The sequence below is a fragment of the Bacillus sp. GMs2/2 genome (assembly GCF_050172095.1).
Lineage (GTDB): Bacteria > Bacillota > Bacilli > Bacillales > Bacillaceae_G > Bacillus_A > Bacillus_A cereus.
The window spans coordinates 1-19,640 of sequence record NZ_JBNLYE010000062.1; the positions used below are offsets into that span (position 1 = coordinate 1).

Below are 19,640 nucleotides of genomic sequence, written 5' to 3' on the forward strand. Positions count from 1 at the left end.
AATAGCTCACACGGAGGTGGAAAAGAACATGTTAGAAACCTTTCAAAAAGAATTAGAACTATATGAAAGTAATGCAGAATTATTAAAAGTGCTAGCTCATCCTGTTCGTTTATGTATCGTAAAAGGATTAATCGAGCGCGGTCCAAGCAACGTTTCTACAATGTATACTGGCTTAAACATGCCACAATCTACAATTTCACAGCATTTAGCAAAATTAAAAAGCGCTAAAATCGTTTCTAGTGAAAGAAAAGGATTGGAAATTTATTACAAAGTAGAGAATGAAACAATCATTCAACTCGTTCGCGTATTATTAGGTTAGGGACTAATAATCGAAGAAAAAGAACGTATTCTATATTTTTCATCTCATATCTTTAATATAAATATATATCATGAGAGGAAATATATAATACTACATAAGTCGTATTAAAAAACAAGACACAGTATATACTGTGTCTTGTTTTTTATATTGTTACATATCGATCCAAATGTAAATGTTGCATATCTTTTGTATGTATAACAACATCAAATGCACTCCCTACTCCTCCATTCAAAATCATAGAACGAACGGCTCGATTTTGTTTTTGCGTTTCAGAAAAAGGATTCATATCTTGATGGCTCGTAAGCTGTTCTAATATCCCTGCAGCTAACAAGAACTCAGATTGTTTCTTATGCCATACTGCACTCATTCCTTGCATACTAAACATCTCCTTTAGCTCGTCCCAATGAATATGAGTAGTAAGATCCATTTCACCTGGATGCGCTAGTGGGTTACGTATTAGCTTATGCTGATAATACCCTCGCAAACTTCCTTCACGGTGTGCTGGATGCATCCACTCTTCTTTTGTGTATCCGTAATCAACTGTAATACATATACCTTTTTGAAACCATTTCGCAATTTCTTTTATATACTCCTCCATCACAATTGGTACTTCAAAACGTTGCCCTTCAGCAATATGAATATTATATTTCAATAAATAGCGACCAATTCTTTTATCTAACGGCCTACATACTTCTGAAAGGTTTCCTTCCTCTGTATATGTAATACGTACTTCATACAACATACCATTTCTTTTCTCAATTATTTCAACAGGAAATGCATCAAACAACTCATTCGAAAAAAGAATTCCCTCGAAAGAATCTCCCATTTCACTATAGGAGGTATAGTACGATACATTAGAAAATGAGCCAAGGTGCTCCTGCTGTAATTTTCTATGAAAAGGGCTCACTTCAATCATTGAATAGTTTAAATCAATAAAGGTTTTTGGAGATACTTGCTTCCATTCTTGTAAAACATCATAGGCAAACTTCCCTGTTCCTCCGCCAATTTCACAAATATTCGGAGCAACTTCACCATTTTCAACAAGACGAATAAAAAGTTTAGCAAAAGTTTTTGCAAACACAGAGGATACGTTGCTACTTGTAAAAAAATCTCCTTGTCTTCCAATCTTTTCACGTTCTTTCATATAATATCCATGACCTTCTGTATACAATACAAGGTTCATATACGTACTATATGAAATTGAATAATCCTTTTCTTTCCCCATCCATTCTCTTAAAATGAGCTCCATTCCCATAATGACTCCTTATTGTAAAAACGGATTATTTTCTTTTTCAAAGCCAATGCTTGTTTCTGGACCATGTCCACATAAAACCGCTGTTTCATCTGGTAATACAAATAATCTCTCTTCAATACTTCCAATTAATTCAGCGAAACTTCCACCAGGTAAATCTGTTCTTCCAATGCTCATTTGGAACAATACATCTCCTGAGAATACAGCATTCGCCTCTTTACTATAATAAGAAATACTTCCTGGAGAATGTCCTGGTGTCTCAAAAATTTCAAAATTAAATGATCCAATTGTTAATGTACCTTCTGCATCAATAATATGATCCGCTGGTTTTGCTGTAATACTGCGGTTCATCATAAAAATTTGAGAGCCGTTTACAGTTGCATCTCCTAACCAATCTGCTTCTTCTTTATGTACGTACACAGGAATATGAAAAGTGTCTCTTACCGCATCAACAGCACCGATATGATCAAAGTGAGCATGTGTTAATAAAACAGCTAATGGTTTTAATGGTTTTAATTGTTCTTCTTGTAAATATGTAACGAGCTTTTCACCTTCATGACCAGGGTCAAAGATAATGCACTCTTTTTGATCGTTCATTAAAATATAAGCATTTGTTTGTAATGGGCCTAACGGCATTTGTATCCATTTCATATGAAAATCTCCTCCAGTTATTAAACTTACTTTTAATGATACAACATTTCTTTCTCTGAGGAAAAGAAAGGATGCTATCTCGACAATCATTTTTAAAACATGTACAATATAAAAGAGTAAATATTCCAAAAACTCATAATAAGAAATGGGTAGACAGAGGAGGATATTGTATGGGCCTTGTTATTATTTTTACACTTGTCACTCTGTTAGCTGTATTTGCTACGCTTAGAACACTTCGTGAAAAAAACTTTTTCGCGAGCGGCTTTGCAATTGCAACTGTACTCGTTTTCGGATGGTTTACGATCATGACTGTTCTATATAACGGGTATCCACCAGCAGCTTAATTCGTTTACACTTTATTCTTCATCGAGATTTCACACAAAAAGAGGAAGGGTTCCCCCTTCCTCTTTTCATATTTCACAACTTATATCATCTTCGCTTCGTATTTGTGCTTTTTTACAAGCCAAGCTCCTCCGATAACGCCTGCATCATTACCAAGTGTTGCAATAGCTAACTTCGTGCTCTTTACAGCACGTGAGAAAGCGTATTGCTCGAAATAGCGTTGAATTGGTTCTAATAGCGCATCTCCAGCTTTAGACACGCCTCCACCAATAACAATTTTCTCTGGGTTCAATGTACTAGAAAGGTTCGCTACAGCTAATCCTAAATAAGAGGCTACTTTTTCTACTACTTCACCTGCTAATTCATCACCTTGTCCAAGTGCTTCAAAGACATCTTTTGATGTAATACGTCCTTCTTCAGCTAACATAGAACGCAACATGCTCTCTTTATTAGTCTCTTGTATTTTTTGCATAGCAACACGTACAATACCTGTCGCAGATGCTACTGTTTCTAAGCAACCAGACTTTCCGCAATTACATGGGAAAGCATTTTCTGTAACGACTGTAATATGTCCAATCTCACCAGCAGCACCACTCACGCCGTGTACAATCTCACCATTGGCGATTACACCACCACCAACGCCCGTACCAAGTGTCATACAGATTAAATCTTTTGCACCTTCACCAGCACCTTTCCACATTTCACCAAGCGCTGCTAAGTTTGCATCATTATCAATAACAACAGGTAATCCTGTTTCTACTTCTAATAAATCTTTTAGCGGATAGTTTTTCCATCCTAAATTAACCGCTTCATAAATCATTCCAGACGCCACATGTACAGGACCAGGAGCTCCCATACCAATACCAATTAACTTGCTCTTCAATTCGCCTAATTCTTCTAGCTTTTTATCAATTGCTTTCGCAACATCAAGTGTAATATGTTTTCCTTGCTCACCTGTATTCGTAGGGATTTCCCACTTATGTAAAATTTCACCGTATACATTAATAAATGCTAATTTAATCGTTGTACCACCAAGGTCAACACCAACTAACCATTTCTCTTCCATGTTGCTTACCTACCTTTATCTAATTCTTATTTAGCTCTTTTTGAATTTCTTGCTTCAATAAAAATAAAGCTGTTTGATAGTCTTGTGGATCGATTAGCTGTGATTGATTTAATTCACGCAATTCATCTTGCATTAATTGTAAATCAGCAATTCGATCTCCCGTATAAATAATCGTACCAAATTTCTTTAGCAATTGCTGAATATCATAAATAGATACCATTTCATCACCCTCTATGCTCACTTACTATAAAAAATTATAATAAGAAAACGTTCACATATTTTATTATAATCAAGAAGAAAAAGTCTCGTCAATTTTTATTTGTCTATACAAGCTTATTTGTAAGCATTGTTCCTTTTTCTGTAATAATTTTTTCTATGTTTTTATCAAATGGCTCTACCGGAATGTGTTTTACCATTTGAAAATCATACGCTAATGATAGCGTTTTCCCTTTATAATGCACGAGATAACGATCATAATAGCCACCGCCGTACCCAATTCGCTCTCCTCGTTCTGTATAAGCTACGCCTGGGACAATTTGAAGATCAATTTCATCCATATTCACTTCTTCCGTAAGCCCGGGAATCGGTTCACGTAAATTCATATACACCGTTTCTAATTGATCAAAATTATTAATTTGCCGGAAAGACATCGTTCTTGTTCCTTTATTACACTTAGGAACTACAACTTTCTTTCCTTCTTCCCAAGCTTTTTCGATAATAGGATATGTATTCACTTCATTTTCCATTGAAAGAGTAATTCCAATTGTTTTAGCTTCAACCCACTCTTTTTGCGCATACAACGAAAATGCAATCTGTTCTGATAAAGTTGTATACTGTTCTTCTGATAAAGAATTCATGTGTTCTATTATTTGTTTACGCAAACGTACTTTCTCTGCTTTCACACACTCTCCCCCTTACAGTGACACTTTACTCTATGCTGATAGTGTATCACTTTTAACATAGGAATCGAATAAAAAAAAGAAACAGTAGGAAAATATTCCTACTGCTTACTTTGTTTCACGGTGTAACGTAGACTTCTTGTCACGCTTGCAATACTTTTTAAGCTCGATACGCTCAGCGTTGTTACGTTTATTTTTCTTTGAGATATAGTTACGATCTCCGCATTCTGTACATGCTAGAGTAATATTCACACGCATTCTTATTTCCCTCCAGTACTAATAACTTAAATCAGACTATACTATAATACCACTTTTAAAATAAAAATTCTACACCTTTTGATATTGTCTAATTTTTTCTATAAGATTTTTCATGTTTTCCCTTGCTATTACTGGGTTTCTAGCATGTGAATACACCAAAAATTTTGGTTGTTTTGTGTCAGAAACGATATAAGACCACTCTTTTTCAGTATATTTGAACTGTACTCCTTCAAATATACCTTCTCCCTTCCTTTCTATATCATCCAATAATTTCCTCATAATTTCCCCTTTTTCATTCCATGAACATACCACTTCATCATAAAGTAAATAGAGCGGAGGTGATTGCTCCACTATGCTGAGAAACGTTTTTCCTTGCAATGCTATTAGCTCAAATAATTTTCCAATCCGATATAAAATATCTCGCTTCCACCTTACTTGAAACGCCTTTCTTTCATCCTGCGTATAAAATAGAAGATAACATTCCCCTAACTTCAAAGACATTGGGTAAATATTTCCTGTCGATTCGAGTAAGAAATCTGGAATATCTACCTCTTCCAAATCTGTACCTTGGTAAATATTACTATGTTTATCGTATAACTCGAAATGATTTCCTTGCTCAGAAAATATAAGAGCCATATTCGCTTTACTTGATTTCATCAAAGCTTTCACATGATCTTTTTGTTCGCTTGCATAAATCCATGTAACTGTACAACCAAGTCTTTGCAGAAAGAGCATAAGTAAATGTTGCAACGTATCATTTCTCTTATTAATAAGAAGATGAAACTTCTGCATCTGTATTTTCTCGATATCAATATGCTCCAATATAACTTCTATATACTCATTCATAGAAACATGAACCAGCTTATTACGCCCCATTTCTTTCTCCATCACGTAATAAAACAATTCGGACATATATACTTGTTCTATCTCTTTTTGCTGCTTATACGTTAACGGCATGCCAGCTTGACCGTATAACTTTATAACAATCTCATTCTCATTCTCTACTTGAATGAAAACACCACCTGCACATTGCAAATGATGAACACTATATTGAAAAAGTGACTCGTTCATTTCTTTACATTCCATCGTATGAATCCCTATACCATGAATAGCATGTAAAAATAAATTTTTATAAGAGGTTGTTTCTATATTTTCTTGACTTCCAATTAATATACTTTCTCCTTTTTTAAAAAGAGAACCATACGCCATCGCAATCTTCACGATAAACTGGGGAGTAATTTCAACATTCCCTCTTCCTACAATGCGGCTTTTTTGTAACCACCCTGCACTCATTTCACTCTCTTGAATACCAGCCGCTCCTACTATCGAATGACTATCAATCGCCTTATAAGGCCATACTTTTCCTTTTTGCTTAATTACCGTACTTCTCCCGATATGACAGTGATCCGCTACAACGCTTTTTTGAAACAGTGTAACATCATCTTCAACTATTGTACGCTCTCCTATTGTCGTTTCTAATAGTTCACAATACTTCCCAATGTGGGCATTCGCAAAAACAATACTTTTTTGAAGATGAGAATAACTTGAAACGATACTATTTTTCCCAATAATAGAATATGGCTCAATTACAGCTCCTGTACCAATCTTTACTCCTTCTCCAATAAAAGAGGGGCCATGAATTTTCGTCCCTTTACCAATCGTCACCCCTTCTCCCATCCATACCATCGGTAATACTTCCGTATAAGGAATAGGTACTTGTAACTTTTTCGTTAACAAATCAAATTGTGCTTGTCGATATTGATTAAATGTGCCGATATCTAACCAATAACCTTCTGACAAATATGCGAATAATACATTTTTGTTTGCCAATAACGGAAACACATCATGACTGAAATCACAAAATTGTCTAGGCGGTATGTAAGAAAAGATTTCTGGCTCCATAATATATATGCCTGTATTCACAACATTAGATACTACCTCATTCCAGCCCGGCTTTTCTATATATCGTGTAACCTCCTGGTCTTTATTTATTACAACCAATCCAAATGAGAGTGGATTTTCTACTTCTTTCACAAACATTGTTACCATTCTTTTCTTTTGTTCATGAAACCTAATTCCTTCTGATAATTGAAAGTCAGTTAATGCATCCCCGCTTATCACAACAAATGTTTCATCTAAAAATTGTTCTGCTTGTTTAATACTCCCTGCTGTGCCAAGCGGAGGAGAGTCTTCAAAATAATACAAGTTAACTCCCCATTTACTACCGTCACCAAAATATTGCTTAATGGTCGTACTCATATATTGAACAGTAATTGCAATTTCACGAATACCATGCTGGCGTAATAACTCAATATTATATTCTAAAACTGGTTTTTCTAATAATGGTAACATCGGCTTTGGAGTATTACATGTTAATGGTCTAAGGCGTCTTCCTTTTCCTCCAGCTAAAATAACCCCCTTCATATACTTCAGCCTCCACTTATATAATGTTCAGTAACTTCATATACCATATGTATATTCCCTATCCCACATGAACTAGCAGCATAAACTTGATTAGTTAAACAAATCCTCATTTAGAAGACCATATAATTAAATTTCTCACCTATAAAAACGTACATTTCAAACAACAAGAAAGCGCTTACTATTAATTGTTAAATAATACTTATTAACGACCAACATATATACTAATTTTCCCATTACATTATGATACATCTTATCATCATAAACTAAAGGAAACAACGAGCTTTTTTTGTCATGTTTTGACTAAAAAAAGCAGGTGATTTCCCATCACCTACTTTAATTCCTACTCATTCAATAAATAATGCTTTCCTTTTACTAAATAAAAGACATTTTCAGCAATATTTGTAATATGATCTGCTACACGCTCAATATATCTCGCGACAAATGATAATTGTGTAATTTGCGTAATTGCTTCTGGTTGTTCCGGAACCGAAGATATAAACTCACGAATTGCTTTTCCATATATTTCATCAACGGAATCATCCATTTCAGCAATTTGTTTCGCAAAAGTTAAATTTTCTTGTTCATATGCTTCTAACGCTAAATGCAACATCTCATTTGCAACCGCAAACATTTCATCCAGGTTGTGCAAACTAACAGCCACTTCTTTTTCCCCAAGACGAATTGTAGCCTTTGCAATATTAACAGCATGATCTGCAATACGCTCTAAATCTGTCGCTGTTTTAATTGAAATAAAAATCCTTCTTAAGTCACTTGCTACAGGTTGCTGCTTCGTAATGAGCATAAGCGCAAGATCGTTTATTTCCTCTTCTAAATTATCCATGCGGTAATCACCATCAATGACCTCTAACGCTTTCTCTACATCCCTTGTATGTAGACCTTCCATAGCAATCAATAAAGCCGCATTTGCTAATTCTCCAAGCTCGATCACCTTTTGCTGTAACGCTTTTAAATCACCTTGAAACTGTTCTCTTACCATTTTTCTTCCCCCTCAATATTATGTGCCATTATATAAAAGTGAAACTTTAATCACCCCTCATCAATCGGGCTTTTATGCTTGTAATAAACCTTAAGATAAGGAGAAGTATTACTTCTCTATTAACAGTAAGATAAAATAAGAAATGCCCTCTGTTAAGAGGGCATTTGCTCTTAGCTTTGAAACGATATCAACCAAAGCGACCTGTAATATAATCTTCTGTACGCTTATCTGAAGGAGTCGTAAATAATTTATTTGTATCTGTATACTCCACAACTTCCCCGCTTAAGAAGAAAGCTGTTTTGTCTGAAATACGCGCTGCTTGTTGCATATTATGCGTTACGATAACAATACTAAAATCTTTCTTTAGCTCTTGAATTAATTCTTCTACTTTTAATGTTGAAATTGGGTCTAATGCCGATGTTGGCTCATCCATTAAAATAACGTCTGGCTCAATAGCTAAGCAGCGTGCGATGCATAGACGCTGTTGCTGTCCACCAGATAAACCGTATGCATTATCGTACAAACGATCTTTTAACTCATCCCAAATCGCTGCTCCACGTAAACTTTTTTCAACAATTTCATCTAATGTCTTTTTGTCACGAATACCATGGATTTTTGGACCGTATGCTACATTCTCATAAATAGATTTTGGAAATGGATTTGGCTTTTGGAACACCATTCCTACATGCGTTCTTAATTCTTCAACTGGATATGATTTATCAAATATATTGCGTTCTCTATACTCAATTACACCTGTAGTTCGAACGATAGGTACTAATTCTACCATGCGATTTAATGTTTTTAAGTAAGTTGATTTACCACAGCCACTTGGACCGATAATGGCTGTAACTTCATTCTCATGAATACTTAAATTAATATCTTTTAAAGCATGGTCTTCCCCGTACCATAAATTTAAGTTTTTCGTATCAAATACTACCTTCTTTGGCGCAGTCTCGATTTTCTCTTCATTTTTCACCTGTACATTTACTACTGTTGCTACCATTTGAATTCTCCTTCCATCCATTTCCAACTTATTTTCGATTTCGTAACCATAAAACAAATATATTGATAAATAGCAACAAACCTAACAAAACAATCATCCCAGCTGCTGCTACATACTGAAATTCTTCTTGTGGCCTACTCATCCAATTAAAAATTTGAATTGGTAGAACTGTAAATCTATCAAACATACTAAATGGAACATAATTTGCAAACGCAAGTGCCCCAATAACTAATAGTGGTGCAGCTTCTCCAATTGCTCTTGATATCGCTAACGTACAGCCCGTTATAATCCCTGGGAAAGCATATGGCAATACAATTTGATACATCGTTTGCCACTTCGTAGCACCTAATCCGTAAGAACCCTCTAATAATACACTTGGTACTGATCGAATTGCTTCTTGACTCGCCACAACAACTGTTGGTAAAACGAGTAAACTCATCGTCAGCGCTGCTGCAACTATACTCTCTCCTAAATGAAGAGCATATACAAAAATAGTTAAACCAAGCAATCCAAATACAACGGATGGTACTCCTGCTAACGTTTGATTATTAATCTCTATTATTTTTTTAAATAGAGATTCCTTCGCATATTGCTCTAAATAAAGTGCTGTTCCAACTCCAAATATAAAAGAAACAGGTATAACAATACTCATAAATAATATTGTCCCTGACAAAGCTGCAGCAATACCAGCTTCTTTCGGATTACGTGAAGCGAAATTTGTAAAGAAATCTATTGAAAGATAACTTATACCTTTTTCAACAATTTGAAACAGTAACAAAAACAAAATTACGATTGAAAATAAAATTGCTATATAAAATAACAATTTGTAAATTCGATCTTTTAAAAAGCGTGATGCCATGTTTTTTTGTATTTTTTTATGATTCAACATTCGCATATTATGTCATCCTCCTAAAACGGCGCATAATAGACTGCGAAATGATGTTCATAATAAAGGTAAACAAAAATAACGTTGCACCTACAGCATACATGCTGTAATACGTAATCGTTCCATGCGGAGCATCACCTAAACTTACTTGCACAATATAGGCTGTTAACGTTTGAATTGAATGTGTCGGATCAAGCGATACATTTGGTGTGGATCCTGCTGCAATTACAACAATCATCGTTTCACCAATTGCACGAGAAGCCGCTAATATAATTGCTGCCATAATCCCTGTAAAAGCGGACGGAAACACCACTTGTTTTACCATTTCAAACCGCGTCGCTCCGAGTGCTAATGAAGCTTCTTTCGTCCCTTTCGCCACAGCTCTCATCGCGTCTTCAGATAGAGATGCAACGGTAGGCATCATCATAAATCCGATAACGATTCCTGGACTAATCGCATTAAAAAACTGTAAATCTGGTATAAGCCTTTGTAAAAGCGGCGTAACAATTGTTAATGCAAAAAAACCATATACAATTGTCGGGATACCTGCTAATAGCTCTAACATCGGCTTTAATATTTTCCGTGCACTATTTGAAGCATATTCGCTTAAAAATACGGCACACGCTAAACCGATAGGAATTGCTACAAACATAGCAATTGCAGTTATAAGGAACGTTCCACATATGAGTGGTAATATACCGAATTTAGGGTCTTCAAAAAATGGTAACCATTCTTTCTCCGTCAAAAAGGAGTATAATGATATTTTTTGAAAAAACATGATTGTTTCATTAGAGAGCGTAAAAACAATTCCAAATGTCGTCACAATAGAAACGCTAGCAATTATTTTTAGTAATAAAGGCACTATTCGATTGATTCGCTGCGTTTTTTTTCTTTGTTTTGTATTTCTTTCAATCAAATGTTGTACAGAAAATGTAATTTGACTTTTGTCATTATGAGCCAAAGATGAAAACCCCTTTCCACCCTGACATTACCTTTTTATTTCTGTTAACATACGCAGCTGTTCATTGTATTTTTCTTTTCGTAATTTTACATACCCGACCTCTTCAGCGAGGTTACCGACATGCTGAATCATAAACTCAACATAGTTTGCTACATTCATTTTATTTCGGATAGATGCATTATTCACATAAGCAAGTAGCGGCCTAGATAACGGCTTATACTTACCTGATTGAATGGTCTCTTTCGTCGGAAATACACCATTTACTTTTATTGCTTTCACCTTATCTCGATTAGCCATATAATAAGCATATCCTACAAAAGCAATGGCATGTTTATCATTCATTACTCCTTGCATAATAACTTGATCATCTTCAGACAAAGAGACTTTTTTTACAATGCGATGATTTTGTAAGATGACATTTTGAAAATAATCATACGTACCAGAGTCTACGCCTGGTGCATAAAACTTCACTTGTTCACGTGGCCATGTTGAATGAATTTGTGACCATCGCTTCTCTCTTCCATCTTCACTCCAAAGTAGTCGTAACTCGTCTACTGACATATCGTCTACCCATGTATTATGGCGATTCACAACAATCGTAAGACCGTCGTTAGCAACCTCAAAAGGTGTGAACTGAATAGAGTTTTTCTTCATTTCATTTTTCTCGACTTGTTTCATTACTCTCGAAGCATTATTTATATCTACTTCTCCTTTACTGAAACGATTAAATCCTCCCCCAGTTCCAGAAATACTGATGGAAATTTTCACGTCTGGATGCACCTTTGTATATTCCTCCGCTACCGCTTCTATAATAGGAAAAACCGTTGAGGATCCATCAACTCTCACTTCTCCCGTATCATTTAAAGCAAATGCAGTAGACATTTCAAAACAGAGGAACCATATTGATAATACGAAAATCTTAATCGGTGTACGCATCCATTTCACGTGTTCTTCCTCCTAGAAGTAACCGGAAATAACAGGATTACAGATATAAGAATACTGCTAAACTATTAATTCGGTTTTAATTGTTTGTAAAAGTTTTGTAAAGTTCCACAAAAATCAACATACGATACAATTTTAATTCAGTAGTAGCTATTCATTTCCTCTGATGATTTCCCTATAAAATATTTATCCCCTATCCCACCATATACAAGTATCATTTATAGGGCCGCGTTTTTTCAATGTTGTATACTTGTCCACATTTATTACACGATATGCATAAACCATAAAAAAAAGCACACTATCTTTTCATATAGTGTGCTTTTTTACAACTTTTTTATTCATCATCTTGATCTTTGTTTTTATTGTCTTTATCATCTTTTGGAGCTTCACCATTTACTTCTTTGTTTTTCAAATCAAAGTAAGCGTCCATAATTTCACGACCAATATATCCATTAATACCAGTCTTATCATCATGTACCCATGGAACGACAACAGAGAATGCTACTTCTGGATCTTCAAGTGGCGCATAACCTACTAATGTTAAGTTATATGTTTCCACACGTTCACCGTTTGCCTTTCTACCAATCTCTTTATCTCCGCCATACACAGTTTGCGCAGTACCCGTCTTCCCTGCCGCTTTATATTTTGCACCTGTAAAGTACTTTGTAGCTGTACCACCTGAATCATTATACACTTGTCTAAATCCTTCTTGAACACGTTTAATTTGCGATTCCGGCATATCAATACGATTTAATACTTTCGGTTCCATAGATTGAACAACTTTCCCAACTTCATCTGGTTTCACTGCCGGTTGACGAATTTCTTTTACAACTTGTGGTTGCATACGATATCCGCCATTGGCAATCGTCGAAATATATTGCGCTAATTGAAGCGGTGTATACGTATCATACTGTCCAATTGATAAATCTAGTAAGAAACCTGGTTGACTACTCTTACCCATCTGACCAGCAGATTCATTCGGTAAATCAATTCCTGTTTTTACACCAAGTCCAAACTGTCCGAAATAATAACGCATCGTATCAAATGCTTTTTGAGGTATATCTAACGTACCACCTCTCACATACTGAACACCGGCGATATTCATCGCTGTTTTAAACATATAAACGTTAGAAGACATTTTTAAAGCTGTAAGGTCATTAATATATCCCATCGTTTTCCAAGACGACTTCGTAGGTGTACCTTTTAATTTAATTGGTTCATCCAATTGTACTGCCCCTGGTTGAATCGCACCAGTTTGATATCCAGTAAGTACTGTTGCACCTTTTACAGTTGATCCCATCGGATAAGAACTTGTCATGGTACCTAATGCAAAGTCATTTACTTTCGTTTGGCCATCTTCGTTAACTAATTGTTTCCCCGCCATAGATAAAACTTCACCATTTTTTGGGTTCATCATTACAACAAATGCGCGATCTAAAAGAGGTTCGCTTCCTTTAAACCTCATTAAATTCTTCGCAAGAATATCTTCCACGCGCTTTTGTAATTCCATATCAATTGTTAAGTTCAGGTCATTACCACTTTGTCCTTTTGATACATTAATCGTTTCTAAAATATTACCGTTTTTATCTGTAACATTTCTAACTTCTGCTTTCGTACCGTGCAGACTATCTTCATACTGTTGTTCAAGATAACTTTTTCCTACTCGGTCATTTCGATTGTAATCACGAACAAGATAGTAATCTAGTCTTTCTCTCGGTAAGCCTTCATCAGATGTCGACACCCCACCAAGTACACTTCGGAATAAATCATCGTACGTATATTTCCGCTCCCAATCAACATTCGTATCTACACCTGGTAATGCTGCTAGGTTTTCACTAATAATCGAATATTCCTTTTCTGTAGCATCCTTTTTAATAACTTGAGGTGTCATTGCATATCCGCCGTCCATCTTACTCTTAATCGCTAGTATTTCTAGATCTTTTGCGGATAATTGATTAATCTCTTCTTCTGTTACACGACTTCGCTGACGCTCGTCTAATTCTTTATCATCAATTTTTTTATCTTTAAACTCTTGACGATCTTTATTCGTAATTTTTTCTTTAGCTTCCTCTTTATGCATAGCAAGCCAATAATCTTTTTTATCGCGATCTGTTAATTTATCTGTCGGTACTTCAATCAAATCTGCTAGCTTTTTCGCTGTTTCTAAGCGATCCTCTGCAGTTGATCCCTTCATTTTTGTAAATGTAATAGTACGAATGGCTGCATTATCTACTACAGGTCGCCCATAACGGTCAAATATTTTCCCACGCGGTACAGGATTACTTATCGTTGAGTTTTCTTTCTTCTCCACTTCATTCTTATATTCTTCACCGCGAACAATTTGTACATATCCGAGCCTTACAATAACCGCGGAGAACATTAAAAACACGCAGAAAAACAACACGTTTAATCGAAAAGGAACGTGGGTCTTTTTCTTATTTTGCTTCTGCTTCTTGCTCATACAAACCCCCTCTACCAACAGCTATGTAATGTGAAAGGGACACCCTCATACAGGTGTCCTCACTGCTGTCTTACATCTTTTTCTATTCTAGCATAAAACAAACGAGAAGTTAACCTTCTGGTATTAATGAAATCAAACGTATTAAAAGTGATACAAAGCGTTGGTATATAAACTTTTTGGATTATCTTCAAGAAGTGAAATAATCGTGTTATTTTACATTTCCGTTACCAATTTGTTACCGGATTGAACAATTAAAAACAAAAGAGCACAGCGTGTTAATAGAGTGGTGAGACACTCTATTAATCGTCCGCCTAATCACACTAGGCAAACACTTGCTGTAACTCTTTATGTACCTCATTTTATCGTACATAAGGGTTCCTCCGCAACAGTTTGCTTACATTTTGTGGCATACTGTTGCTTTTTTGTTTTCGGAGGAGACGAGCCCTTATGAAAAAGAAACAAGCAATTACCATTCTTGCTAGTATAGAAACATATGAAAACTTAGTATCTTTTCAAAATCTCAAGGAGTTAAATGACACTGTGCGCGCATATAAAGATCAATTTGCTGATCAATTAAATAAAAATCAATTGGCTGTACTCAATCACTTACACACCCATTCTTGTAAATATTTTGGCGTTTCTTTTAAATCCAAAAAAAAGATTGCTGAAGTACTTCATATTAGCCGTAGAACGGTCATTCGTGCATGCCAACACTTAGAATTACTTGGTATCATCAAACAGCTAGAAATGAAACGTAAAAGTGATATGAGACAAACAAGTAACATTATTGTAATCCAGCCAATCATCACAAAAGAAGAGTTTGTCACAGAAGCCCCCACTAAAACTGTGGAAATTTGTCACACCAAGAAAACAACTACAAAAACCTTAAAACAAAATATAAAAGATATAAACAAACGTAAAGAGGAAGTTTCGCAATCTTTTCAACATGATTTAGACTTCATTGATTATCGTGTGCCACAATCTATGCGTATGGAATTACAAACTGCTTTTTCATCAAATGTTATTAATGAATCTTTCAAAAATGCCAAAAATATTGCGAAGAAGGCTGCAAAGCAATTTAATTTACTAGCGGATACAGATATATTTCACAACCTTCTTGCGAATGCTTCTTCGGTTTTGTACTCTAAAACACATAAGTACGAGCATAACGGAAATTTGATGAAAAATCCTATTGGATACTTTACTCGAACATTCAAAAGGATGGTCTATAACTACATTGATAGCTTTAGAGAGATACATAACCTTGCAAATCGTAAGACAAGTGCATGCACTAGTGATGGAATATTTTATAATTGGCTAGAGGTTGATGGCTCAAAAATACCTTCCACAAAGACAATAGACAACCCTTTTACTCCAGGTGTATATTATAAAACATCTAAAGAAGAAGCTGATGAAATCGGGCTATATTGAATAGAGCAGATGTCCTGATTTCACTTTACAATTCAGGTATAACATGTACTTTTGCATATACACCTTGTTGCACAGCGAATTGTTCTAACGTCTTTTGCCTGTATGATGTGAGTGTAAAAAAGTGAATAATAGGGACTTTCCCGTTATATTTGTTTTTATAATACACAGTGAATTCACCATACCGATTCATTTTTTCAGCGTTTATATTCATCGTCTGTTTACGATCAATTTCTACAGCGTTTAATATCCCGTCGTCATCCCGGAATTTCACATCAGAAATAATCGTTTTCTTTCGGTCATTTACTTTATAACGGATGGGTGCTTCTATTTGCCAGTCATCGGGACAAAACAGATAAAGCCATGCTTCATTTCTCATAAGACTATGCGCTAACCGACTATTGGGTATAACTTTCTCATTATCATCAAATAGCTCTCTACCATTTTTATTTAGGTAATATACATGTTCTTTTTTATACACTGTACTATTCACAAATGAGCTTAAATCCTTTAATATGCGGTTTGCATTTCTTATGCCACCTAAATCATGTATAGCCATTAAATGCCTACGTGTAGCAAATTTCAGCTTTCTAATCGAGGTCAGAATCATCATTTGTCTGTTGATTTTGATATGTGTCTGGATGTTCATCTTTCTTCACCTCATATTGTTTTAGTACATCCCACATCTTTTCATTCGTAATATAAGGAACTTGCACTTCAGTCAATCGATCAGTCTTAAAAATCGCACGCCCTGGAATGCTGTGTATGGTTTCAAGCCCTGGTTCATCTATAACAACATGTGAAGCTGTTGCTGTTGGCAACCTGAAGCCTAGCTTCGCATCTGAATTCTGTTTCACTTGGCGTGGTAACGTATCCCCAGTTGGATACTGTGTACAGAAAATTAGTCTAAACCCTAATGCTCCACCTATACGCGCTATATGAGACAGCATTTGTTGGCAAGCTCCTAATAACTTTTGTTGTTCTCTATTCATACTTTTATCAGGACAAAGTTCTGCGCCTTCATCCACGATAATAAAATAGCGTTCTTTTATATTTGTTTCTACCACATTGGTATAATGGTGTCCTTTCATAAAAAGCATTTTTTCTTCCATCCTTTTTAAAATCATACTCAATACTTGAAAGGCCTCAATTGGCTTTTCCGCAATAGATTCTACCTGTTTTACGTTCGTGTAAGGTCCAAACTCCAATCCACCCTTTAAATCAATAATGTAAAAGTGAACATGCTCTGGATTAGCTACAGTAAGTGAAGTGAATACATTCTTTAAAAACACCGTTTTTCCCATCCTCGTTAGTCCACCTAAAGTCATGTGCGGTGTTTTATCAAAGTCATGACAAATTAACTCTTCTAAACTTTGCCCGATTGGTACACGCCATTTGCGCTCTTGAATTAAATTCGTTGACCATTCCCATCTCGTAGGTATTTCTTTATGGAATACTCGAATATTCAATTCATAATTATCATACTGGATTCGAACGGGTTTATTTAGTCCTTCAGAAACAACATCCTCGACCTTCTGAATGATTTTACTTGGCATACCAACAGGTAAAGTGTAAATGTATGTTGTACTGCGATCATCAATATTTTTCTTTTGAAATTTTGGATAATATAGCTTTTCTTCTTTTTTGATTGCGATTCCAGACACTTCAAAGAATACTTGTATCTTGCGTTTATCATCATCTTTACGTTTGAGCTTATCACTTACCAAGGCATATCCAAATGAAGCAACGGGTATTAACAATAATTCAAGCATTGATGAACACTCCTTATATATCCTATAAGGATATAGTTGCATTTTTTTGGAAGATAACAGGACGAGCATTTTTGCTTGTGAGGTCTATTGTCCCTCTCTTCCACATCGTATTCCTTCATAGAAACATAACGAGAATATAACGTAGAAGATATAAGAACGAGCCCGTAAGCGTCGTATACAAGGTTATACGTGGAAGCCAATGCGGAACACTCTTCCCCATTTTTTCAGCTACACTCATCGCGATTACAGACAAACCTGTTGCTGTCCAAATAATTACCGCTTCCCCTGCAAGTGTCATCTAAACCCCTCTTTTCTTTTTAGCTGTAGAACCTTCTTTGAATTCATTATTGGTTGATAATCGTTAATGACATCCCCCCATTCCAACACTTCATCTCCATCTTCATATAAATCATCGATAATTTCGCTTGATAAATGGTAATAGCCTTTATATTCACGATTATTAAATACTTCATGTCTTTCCATGTGGTTCACTATCGCATTCATTTCTTTCTTACCATTAGAACTCCTATGCATATTTCTCAATTCCTTCGATGGATATAGATAAGGTGTTTCGTTTAAATGTGAATATTGCCAACGCATATGTGCTCTCTCCCCTCCAGATTTCCTTGCTTCCACTTGGTATTCCTCATGGTATTAATATAGGTATATGACTTAGAAGAAGGATTATTACCCATATTGAGAAATTATTTTTCTTTAATATAGAAGATAAATTATAATAGAGGTATTTTTTTATGTGTGTTGAAATAATTTGCAGGTGATAAAATATGGAGATAAAACTTAAAAGTAAAATTGGAGATTGGGTAGAAAAAAGTGGATATCGAAAAGATTTTATAGCGAATAAACTAGGAATAACCGTAAAACAACTCAACAACTACATAACTGGAACTTCTTTTCCAAATGTTCATCGTTTATACCAATTAGCTTGTATCTTTAATTGTAGAGTTGACGATTTATATGAAGTACAAAAAAATGACCCTGCTAATTAATTATTAACAGGGTCCAATTTGTAAACAGGATTTCTTTCATTTTGCAACACTTCTATGTACATCTCAGCAAGTTTTGGTCCATCGATTAGTTGGATATTTAATCCTTCAGCATAACGCTGGGCATTTACAGTATAACTCCCAGTTGTTACTACGTATCCGCCCTTCGCGTCTTCTTTTACCATATTTGAATGAACTAACGCGATAGCATTAAAAGGCATGTCCGAATTATAACATTTCACTTGTCCAAGATATAATTCGTCATTTAACTTATGTTCAAAATCAACACCGTAATCATTTGACCCCCTCGTTACGTAAACTGATCCTCCATAGTACCTTTCAAATACGTCTCCAACAAAATGTTCAAATGCTATTGGATCTTCCCGAATAAATACATTAGATACTTTTTCTTCTTCTGTCTGTTTCATGAATCGATAATACAGCCCCATAGCTACAGTTTTTTTAAAATCTACATCATTATTTGCTAAATGTAATAAATTCAAAAAGTCGTGCTCTTTTTTCCTTCGTAACAATACCCAATTAATAACAGAAATACACGTTATAAATAAGAGAACAATTGTGAAAACAGACATTTTAACACCTCCATTTCAATAGTTTTACCCTTTTTCACAATATGTAATCCCACCAACAAAAAAGCCGTCCCCACTAAAGGAAACGGCTCTTTTCTTTACATACAATTTTAGATTAAAGAATATAATAAAAATATACTCTATCGTCAATATTTCGTTCTATCGCTCGCTTTTATTACATATACTAAAACTAACACCGAGAGAAATTTATATAAACCGGACGCTTTCCTAAAGAAAGCGTCTTTTTATTTTGTATTCATACATTATTTTCACGCGCATATAGTAAGAATGTCATCGGAGAATACTCCTCATGGAAAAAGACACTTTCAACTGAGAGAAAGTGTCTTTTTCTATTTTTAAGGAATATTAAGTACCTAACATGCAT

22 protein-coding genes are annotated in these 19,640 nt (G+C 35.2%); 4 read left to right on the top strand and 18 right to left on the bottom strand.

The window, feature by feature from the left end; genetic code table 11:
* Window positions 1-28: 28 nt before the first annotated feature.
* Entirely contained in the window at window positions 29-319 is a 291-nt protein-coding gene (locus ACQGS6_RS11020; RefSeq protein ID WP_000894377.1) for an ArsR/SmtB family transcription factor, read from the top strand.
* Window positions 320-461: 142 nt separating this feature from the next.
* Here the strand turns inward: ACQGS6_RS11020 and ACQGS6_RS11025 are convergent, their stop codons facing one another.
* Window positions 462-1,574: a class I SAM-dependent methyltransferase gene (locus tag ACQGS6_RS11025; protein WP_000525144.1), complete on the bottom strand. Its 1,113-nt coding sequence runs from the start codon at window positions 1,572-1,574 to the stop codon at window positions 462-464.
* A 9-nt stretch (window positions 1,575-1,583) separates the two neighbouring features.
* Window positions 1,584-2,222 carry an MBL fold metallo-hydrolase gene (locus ACQGS6_RS11030; RefSeq protein WP_426965132.1) on the bottom strand — a complete coding sequence of 213 codons (639 nt, stop codon included), beginning with the start codon at window positions 2,220-2,222 and terminating at the stop codon, window positions 1,584-1,586.
* Between the two features lie 170 nt (window positions 2,223-2,392).
* Here ACQGS6_RS11030 and ACQGS6_RS11035 point away from each other — a divergent pair, with 170 nt between their 5' ends.
* Window positions 2,393-2,566 carry a DUF2759 domain-containing protein gene (locus ACQGS6_RS11035; RefSeq protein WP_000524852.1) on the top strand — a complete coding sequence of 58 codons (174 nt, stop codon included), beginning with the start codon at window positions 2,393-2,395 and terminating at the stop codon, window positions 2,564-2,566.
* Between the two features lie 80 nt (window positions 2,567-2,646).
* Here ACQGS6_RS11035 and glcK read toward each other — a convergent pair whose 3' ends face one another.
* From glcK to ACQGS6_RS11090, 11 genes are all read right to left on the bottom strand, one after another.
* Window positions 2,647-3,630 (bottom strand): glucokinase, encoded by a 984-nt coding sequence (gene glcK, locus ACQGS6_RS11040; RefSeq protein ID WP_000391701.1) that lies wholly within the window; start codon window positions 3,628-3,630, stop codon window positions 2,647-2,649.
* Window positions 3,631-3,649: 19 nt separating this feature from the next.
* The gene (locus ACQGS6_RS11045; RefSeq protein WP_000253699.1) at window positions 3,650-3,850 is read right to left on the bottom strand and encodes a YqgQ family protein; all 201 of its coding nucleotides are present in this window, start codon (window positions 3,848-3,850) and stop codon (window positions 3,650-3,652) included.
* Window positions 3,851-3,953: 103 nt separating this feature from the next.
* Window positions 3,954-4,532: a 5-formyltetrahydrofolate cyclo-ligase gene (locus ACQGS6_RS11050; protein WP_000642752.1), complete on the bottom strand. Its 579-nt coding sequence runs from the start codon at window positions 4,530-4,532 to the stop codon at window positions 3,954-3,956.
* Between the two features lie 105 nt (window positions 4,533-4,637).
* Entirely contained in the window at window positions 4,638-4,787 is a 150-nt protein-coding gene (rpmG, locus tag ACQGS6_RS11055; protein WP_001265616.1) for a 50S ribosomal protein L33, read from the bottom strand.
* 69 nt (window positions 4,788-4,856) lie between these two features.
* Window positions 4,857-7,211 carry a sugar phosphate nucleotidyltransferase gene (locus ACQGS6_RS11060; protein ID WP_000679333.1) on the bottom strand — a complete coding sequence of 785 codons (2,355 nt, stop codon included), beginning with the start codon at window positions 7,209-7,211 and terminating at the stop codon, window positions 4,857-4,859.
* Window positions 7,212-7,551: 340 nt separating this feature from the next.
* On the bottom strand, window positions 7,552-8,208 hold the full coding sequence (gene phoU, locus ACQGS6_RS11065) for a phosphate signaling complex protein PhoU (RefSeq protein WP_000251240.1): 657 nt from the start codon (window positions 8,206-8,208) through the stop codon (window positions 7,552-7,554).
* 187 nt (window positions 8,209-8,395) lie between these two features.
* Complete coding sequence (pstB, locus tag ACQGS6_RS11070; protein WP_087967308.1) at window positions 8,396-9,211, bottom strand: phosphate ABC transporter ATP-binding protein; 816 nt, start codon at window positions 9,209-9,211, stop codon at window positions 8,396-8,398.
* A 28-nt stretch (window positions 9,212-9,239) separates the two neighbouring features.
* A complete protein-coding gene (gene pstA / locus ACQGS6_RS11075) occupies window positions 9,240-10,106 on the bottom strand; it encodes a phosphate ABC transporter permease PstA (RefSeq protein ID WP_001242557.1) in 867 nt (288 codons plus the stop codon).
* Between the two features lies 1 nt (window position 10,107).
* Window positions 10,108-11,058, bottom strand: a complete 951-nt coding sequence (gene pstC / locus ACQGS6_RS11080; protein ID WP_074625298.1) for a phosphate ABC transporter permease subunit PstC — start codon at window positions 11,056-11,058, stop codon at window positions 10,108-10,110.
* A gap of 27 nt (window positions 11,059-11,085) precedes the next feature.
* Window positions 11,086-12,003, bottom strand: coding sequence for a PstS family phosphate ABC transporter substrate-binding protein (locus ACQGS6_RS11085; RefSeq protein WP_000871823.1), 918 nt, complete (start codon window positions 12,001-12,003; stop codon window positions 11,086-11,088).
* 331 nt (window positions 12,004-12,334) lie between these two features.
* Entirely contained in the window at window positions 12,335-14,461 is a 2,127-nt protein-coding gene (locus ACQGS6_RS11090; protein ID WP_000038984.1) for a peptidoglycan D,D-transpeptidase FtsI family protein, read from the bottom strand.
* Window positions 14,462-14,908: 447 nt separating this feature from the next.
* On the opposite strand from ACQGS6_RS11090, the gene ACQGS6_RS11095 reads away from it, so the two are divergent.
* Complete coding sequence (locus ACQGS6_RS11095) at window positions 14,909-15,892, top strand: helix-turn-helix domain-containing protein (RefSeq protein ID WP_000730122.1); 984 nt, start codon at window positions 14,909-14,911, stop codon at window positions 15,890-15,892.
* A gap of 25 nt (window positions 15,893-15,917) precedes the next feature.
* On the opposite strand, the gene ACQGS6_RS11100 is transcribed toward ACQGS6_RS11095, so the two are convergent.
* The 4 genes from ACQGS6_RS11100 to ACQGS6_RS11115 all read right to left on the bottom strand — a co-directional run bounded on the left by ACQGS6_RS11100 (window position 15,918) and on the right by ACQGS6_RS11115 (window position 18,261).
* Entirely contained in the window at window positions 15,918-16,538 is a 621-nt protein-coding gene (locus ACQGS6_RS11100) for a replication-relaxation family protein (RefSeq protein ID WP_001025806.1), read from the bottom strand.
* Window positions 16,480-17,661, bottom strand: coding sequence for an FtsK/SpoIIIE domain-containing protein (locus tag ACQGS6_RS11105; RefSeq protein WP_426965137.1), 1,182 nt, complete (start codon window positions 17,659-17,661; stop codon window positions 16,480-16,482). Before ACQGS6_RS11105 ends, ACQGS6_RS11100 begins: the two co-directional genes overlap by 59 nt.
* Window positions 17,662-17,776: 115 nt before the next feature.
* Window positions 17,777-17,959: a hypothetical protein gene (locus tag ACQGS6_RS11110; protein ID WP_000170776.1), complete on the bottom strand. Its 183-nt coding sequence runs from the start codon at window positions 17,957-17,959 to the stop codon at window positions 17,777-17,779.
* The gene (locus ACQGS6_RS11115; protein WP_086413362.1) at window positions 17,956-18,261 is read right to left on the bottom strand and encodes a hypothetical protein; all 306 of its coding nucleotides are present in this window, start codon (window positions 18,259-18,261) and stop codon (window positions 17,956-17,958) included. The genes ACQGS6_RS11110 and ACQGS6_RS11115 overlap by 4 nt, the downstream gene beginning before the upstream one ends.
* Before the next feature lie 185 nt (window positions 18,262-18,446).
* On the opposite strand from ACQGS6_RS11115, the gene ACQGS6_RS11120 reads away from it, so the two are divergent.
* Window positions 18,447-18,668, top strand: coding sequence for a helix-turn-helix transcriptional regulator (locus ACQGS6_RS11120; RefSeq protein WP_000403528.1), 222 nt, complete (start codon window positions 18,447-18,449; stop codon window positions 18,666-18,668).
* Here ACQGS6_RS11120 and ACQGS6_RS11125 read toward each other — a convergent pair.
* Window positions 18,665-19,258 carry a restriction endonuclease gene (locus tag ACQGS6_RS11125; RefSeq protein ID WP_426965138.1) on the bottom strand — a complete coding sequence of 198 codons (594 nt, stop codon included), beginning with the start codon at window positions 19,256-19,258 and terminating at the stop codon, window positions 18,665-18,667. The two genes, ACQGS6_RS11120 and ACQGS6_RS11125, sit on opposite strands and share 4 nt — an antisense overlap.
* Window positions 19,259-19,640 lie beyond the last annotated feature (382 nt).

Coding starts and splice junctions, on each gene's coding strand:
- ACQGS6_RS11100 (WP_001025806.1), bottom strand. CDS start 16,538: ATGAACATCCAGACACATATCAAAATCAACAGACAAATGATGATTCTG.
- ACQGS6_RS11035 (WP_000524852.1), top strand. CDS start 2,393: ATGGGCCTTGTTATTATTTTTACACTTGTCACTCTGTTAGCTGTATTT.
- rpmG (WP_001265616.1), bottom strand. CDS start 4,787: ATGCGTGTGAATATTACTCTAGCATGTACAGAATGCGGAGATCGTAAC.
- phoU (WP_000251240.1), bottom strand. CDS start 8,208: ATGGTAAGAGAACAGTTTCAAGGTGATTTAAAAGCGTTACAGCAAAAG.
- ACQGS6_RS11045 (WP_000253699.1), bottom strand. CDS start 3,850: ATGGTATCTATTTATGATATTCAGCAATTGCTAAAGAAATTTGGTACG.
- pstA (WP_001242557.1), bottom strand. CDS start 10,106: ATGCGAATGTTGAATCATAAAAAAATACAAAAAAACATGGCATCACGC.
- ACQGS6_RS11060 (WP_000679333.1), bottom strand. CDS start 7,211: ATGAAGGGGGTTATTTTAGCTGGAGGAAAAGGAAGACGCCTTAGACCA.
- ACQGS6_RS11115 (WP_086413362.1), bottom strand. CDS start 18,261: ATGCGTTGGCAATATTCACATTTAAACGAAACACCTTATCTATATCCA.
- pstB (WP_087967308.1), bottom strand. CDS start 9,211: ATGGTAGCAACAGTAGTAAATGTACAGGTGAAAAATGAAGAGAAAATC.
- ACQGS6_RS11025 (WP_000525144.1), bottom strand. CDS start 1,574: ATGGGAATGGAGCTCATTTTAAGAGAATGGATGGGGAAAGAAAAGGAT.
- glcK (WP_000391701.1), bottom strand. CDS start 3,630: ATGGAAGAGAAATGGTTAGTTGGTGTTGACCTTGGTGGTACAACGATT.
- ACQGS6_RS11020 (WP_000894377.1), top strand. CDS start 29: ATGTTAGAAACCTTTCAAAAAGAATTAGAACTATATGAAAGTAATGCA.
- ACQGS6_RS11095 (WP_000730122.1), top strand. CDS start 14,909: ATGAAAAAGAAACAAGCAATTACCATTCTTGCTAGTATAGAAACATAT.
- ACQGS6_RS11125 (WP_426965138.1), bottom strand. CDS start 19,258: ATGTCTGTTTTCACAATTGTTCTCTTATTTATAACGTGTATTTCTGTT.
- ACQGS6_RS11090 (WP_000038984.1), bottom strand. CDS start 14,461: ATGAGCAAGAAGCAGAAGCAAAATAAGAAAAAGACCCACGTTCCTTTT.
- ACQGS6_RS11110 (WP_000170776.1), bottom strand. CDS start 17,959: ATGACACTTGCAGGGGAAGCGGTAATTATTTGGACAGCAACAGGTTTG.
- ACQGS6_RS11120 (WP_000403528.1), top strand. CDS start 18,447: ATGGAGATAAAACTTAAAAGTAAAATTGGAGATTGGGTAGAAAAAAGT.
- ACQGS6_RS11105 (WP_426965137.1), bottom strand. CDS start 17,661: ATGCTTGAATTATTGTTAATACCCGTTGCTTCATTTGGATATGCCTTG.
- ACQGS6_RS11030 (WP_426965132.1), bottom strand. CDS start 2,222: ATGAAATGGATACAAATGCCGTTAGGCCCATTACAAACAAATGCTTAT.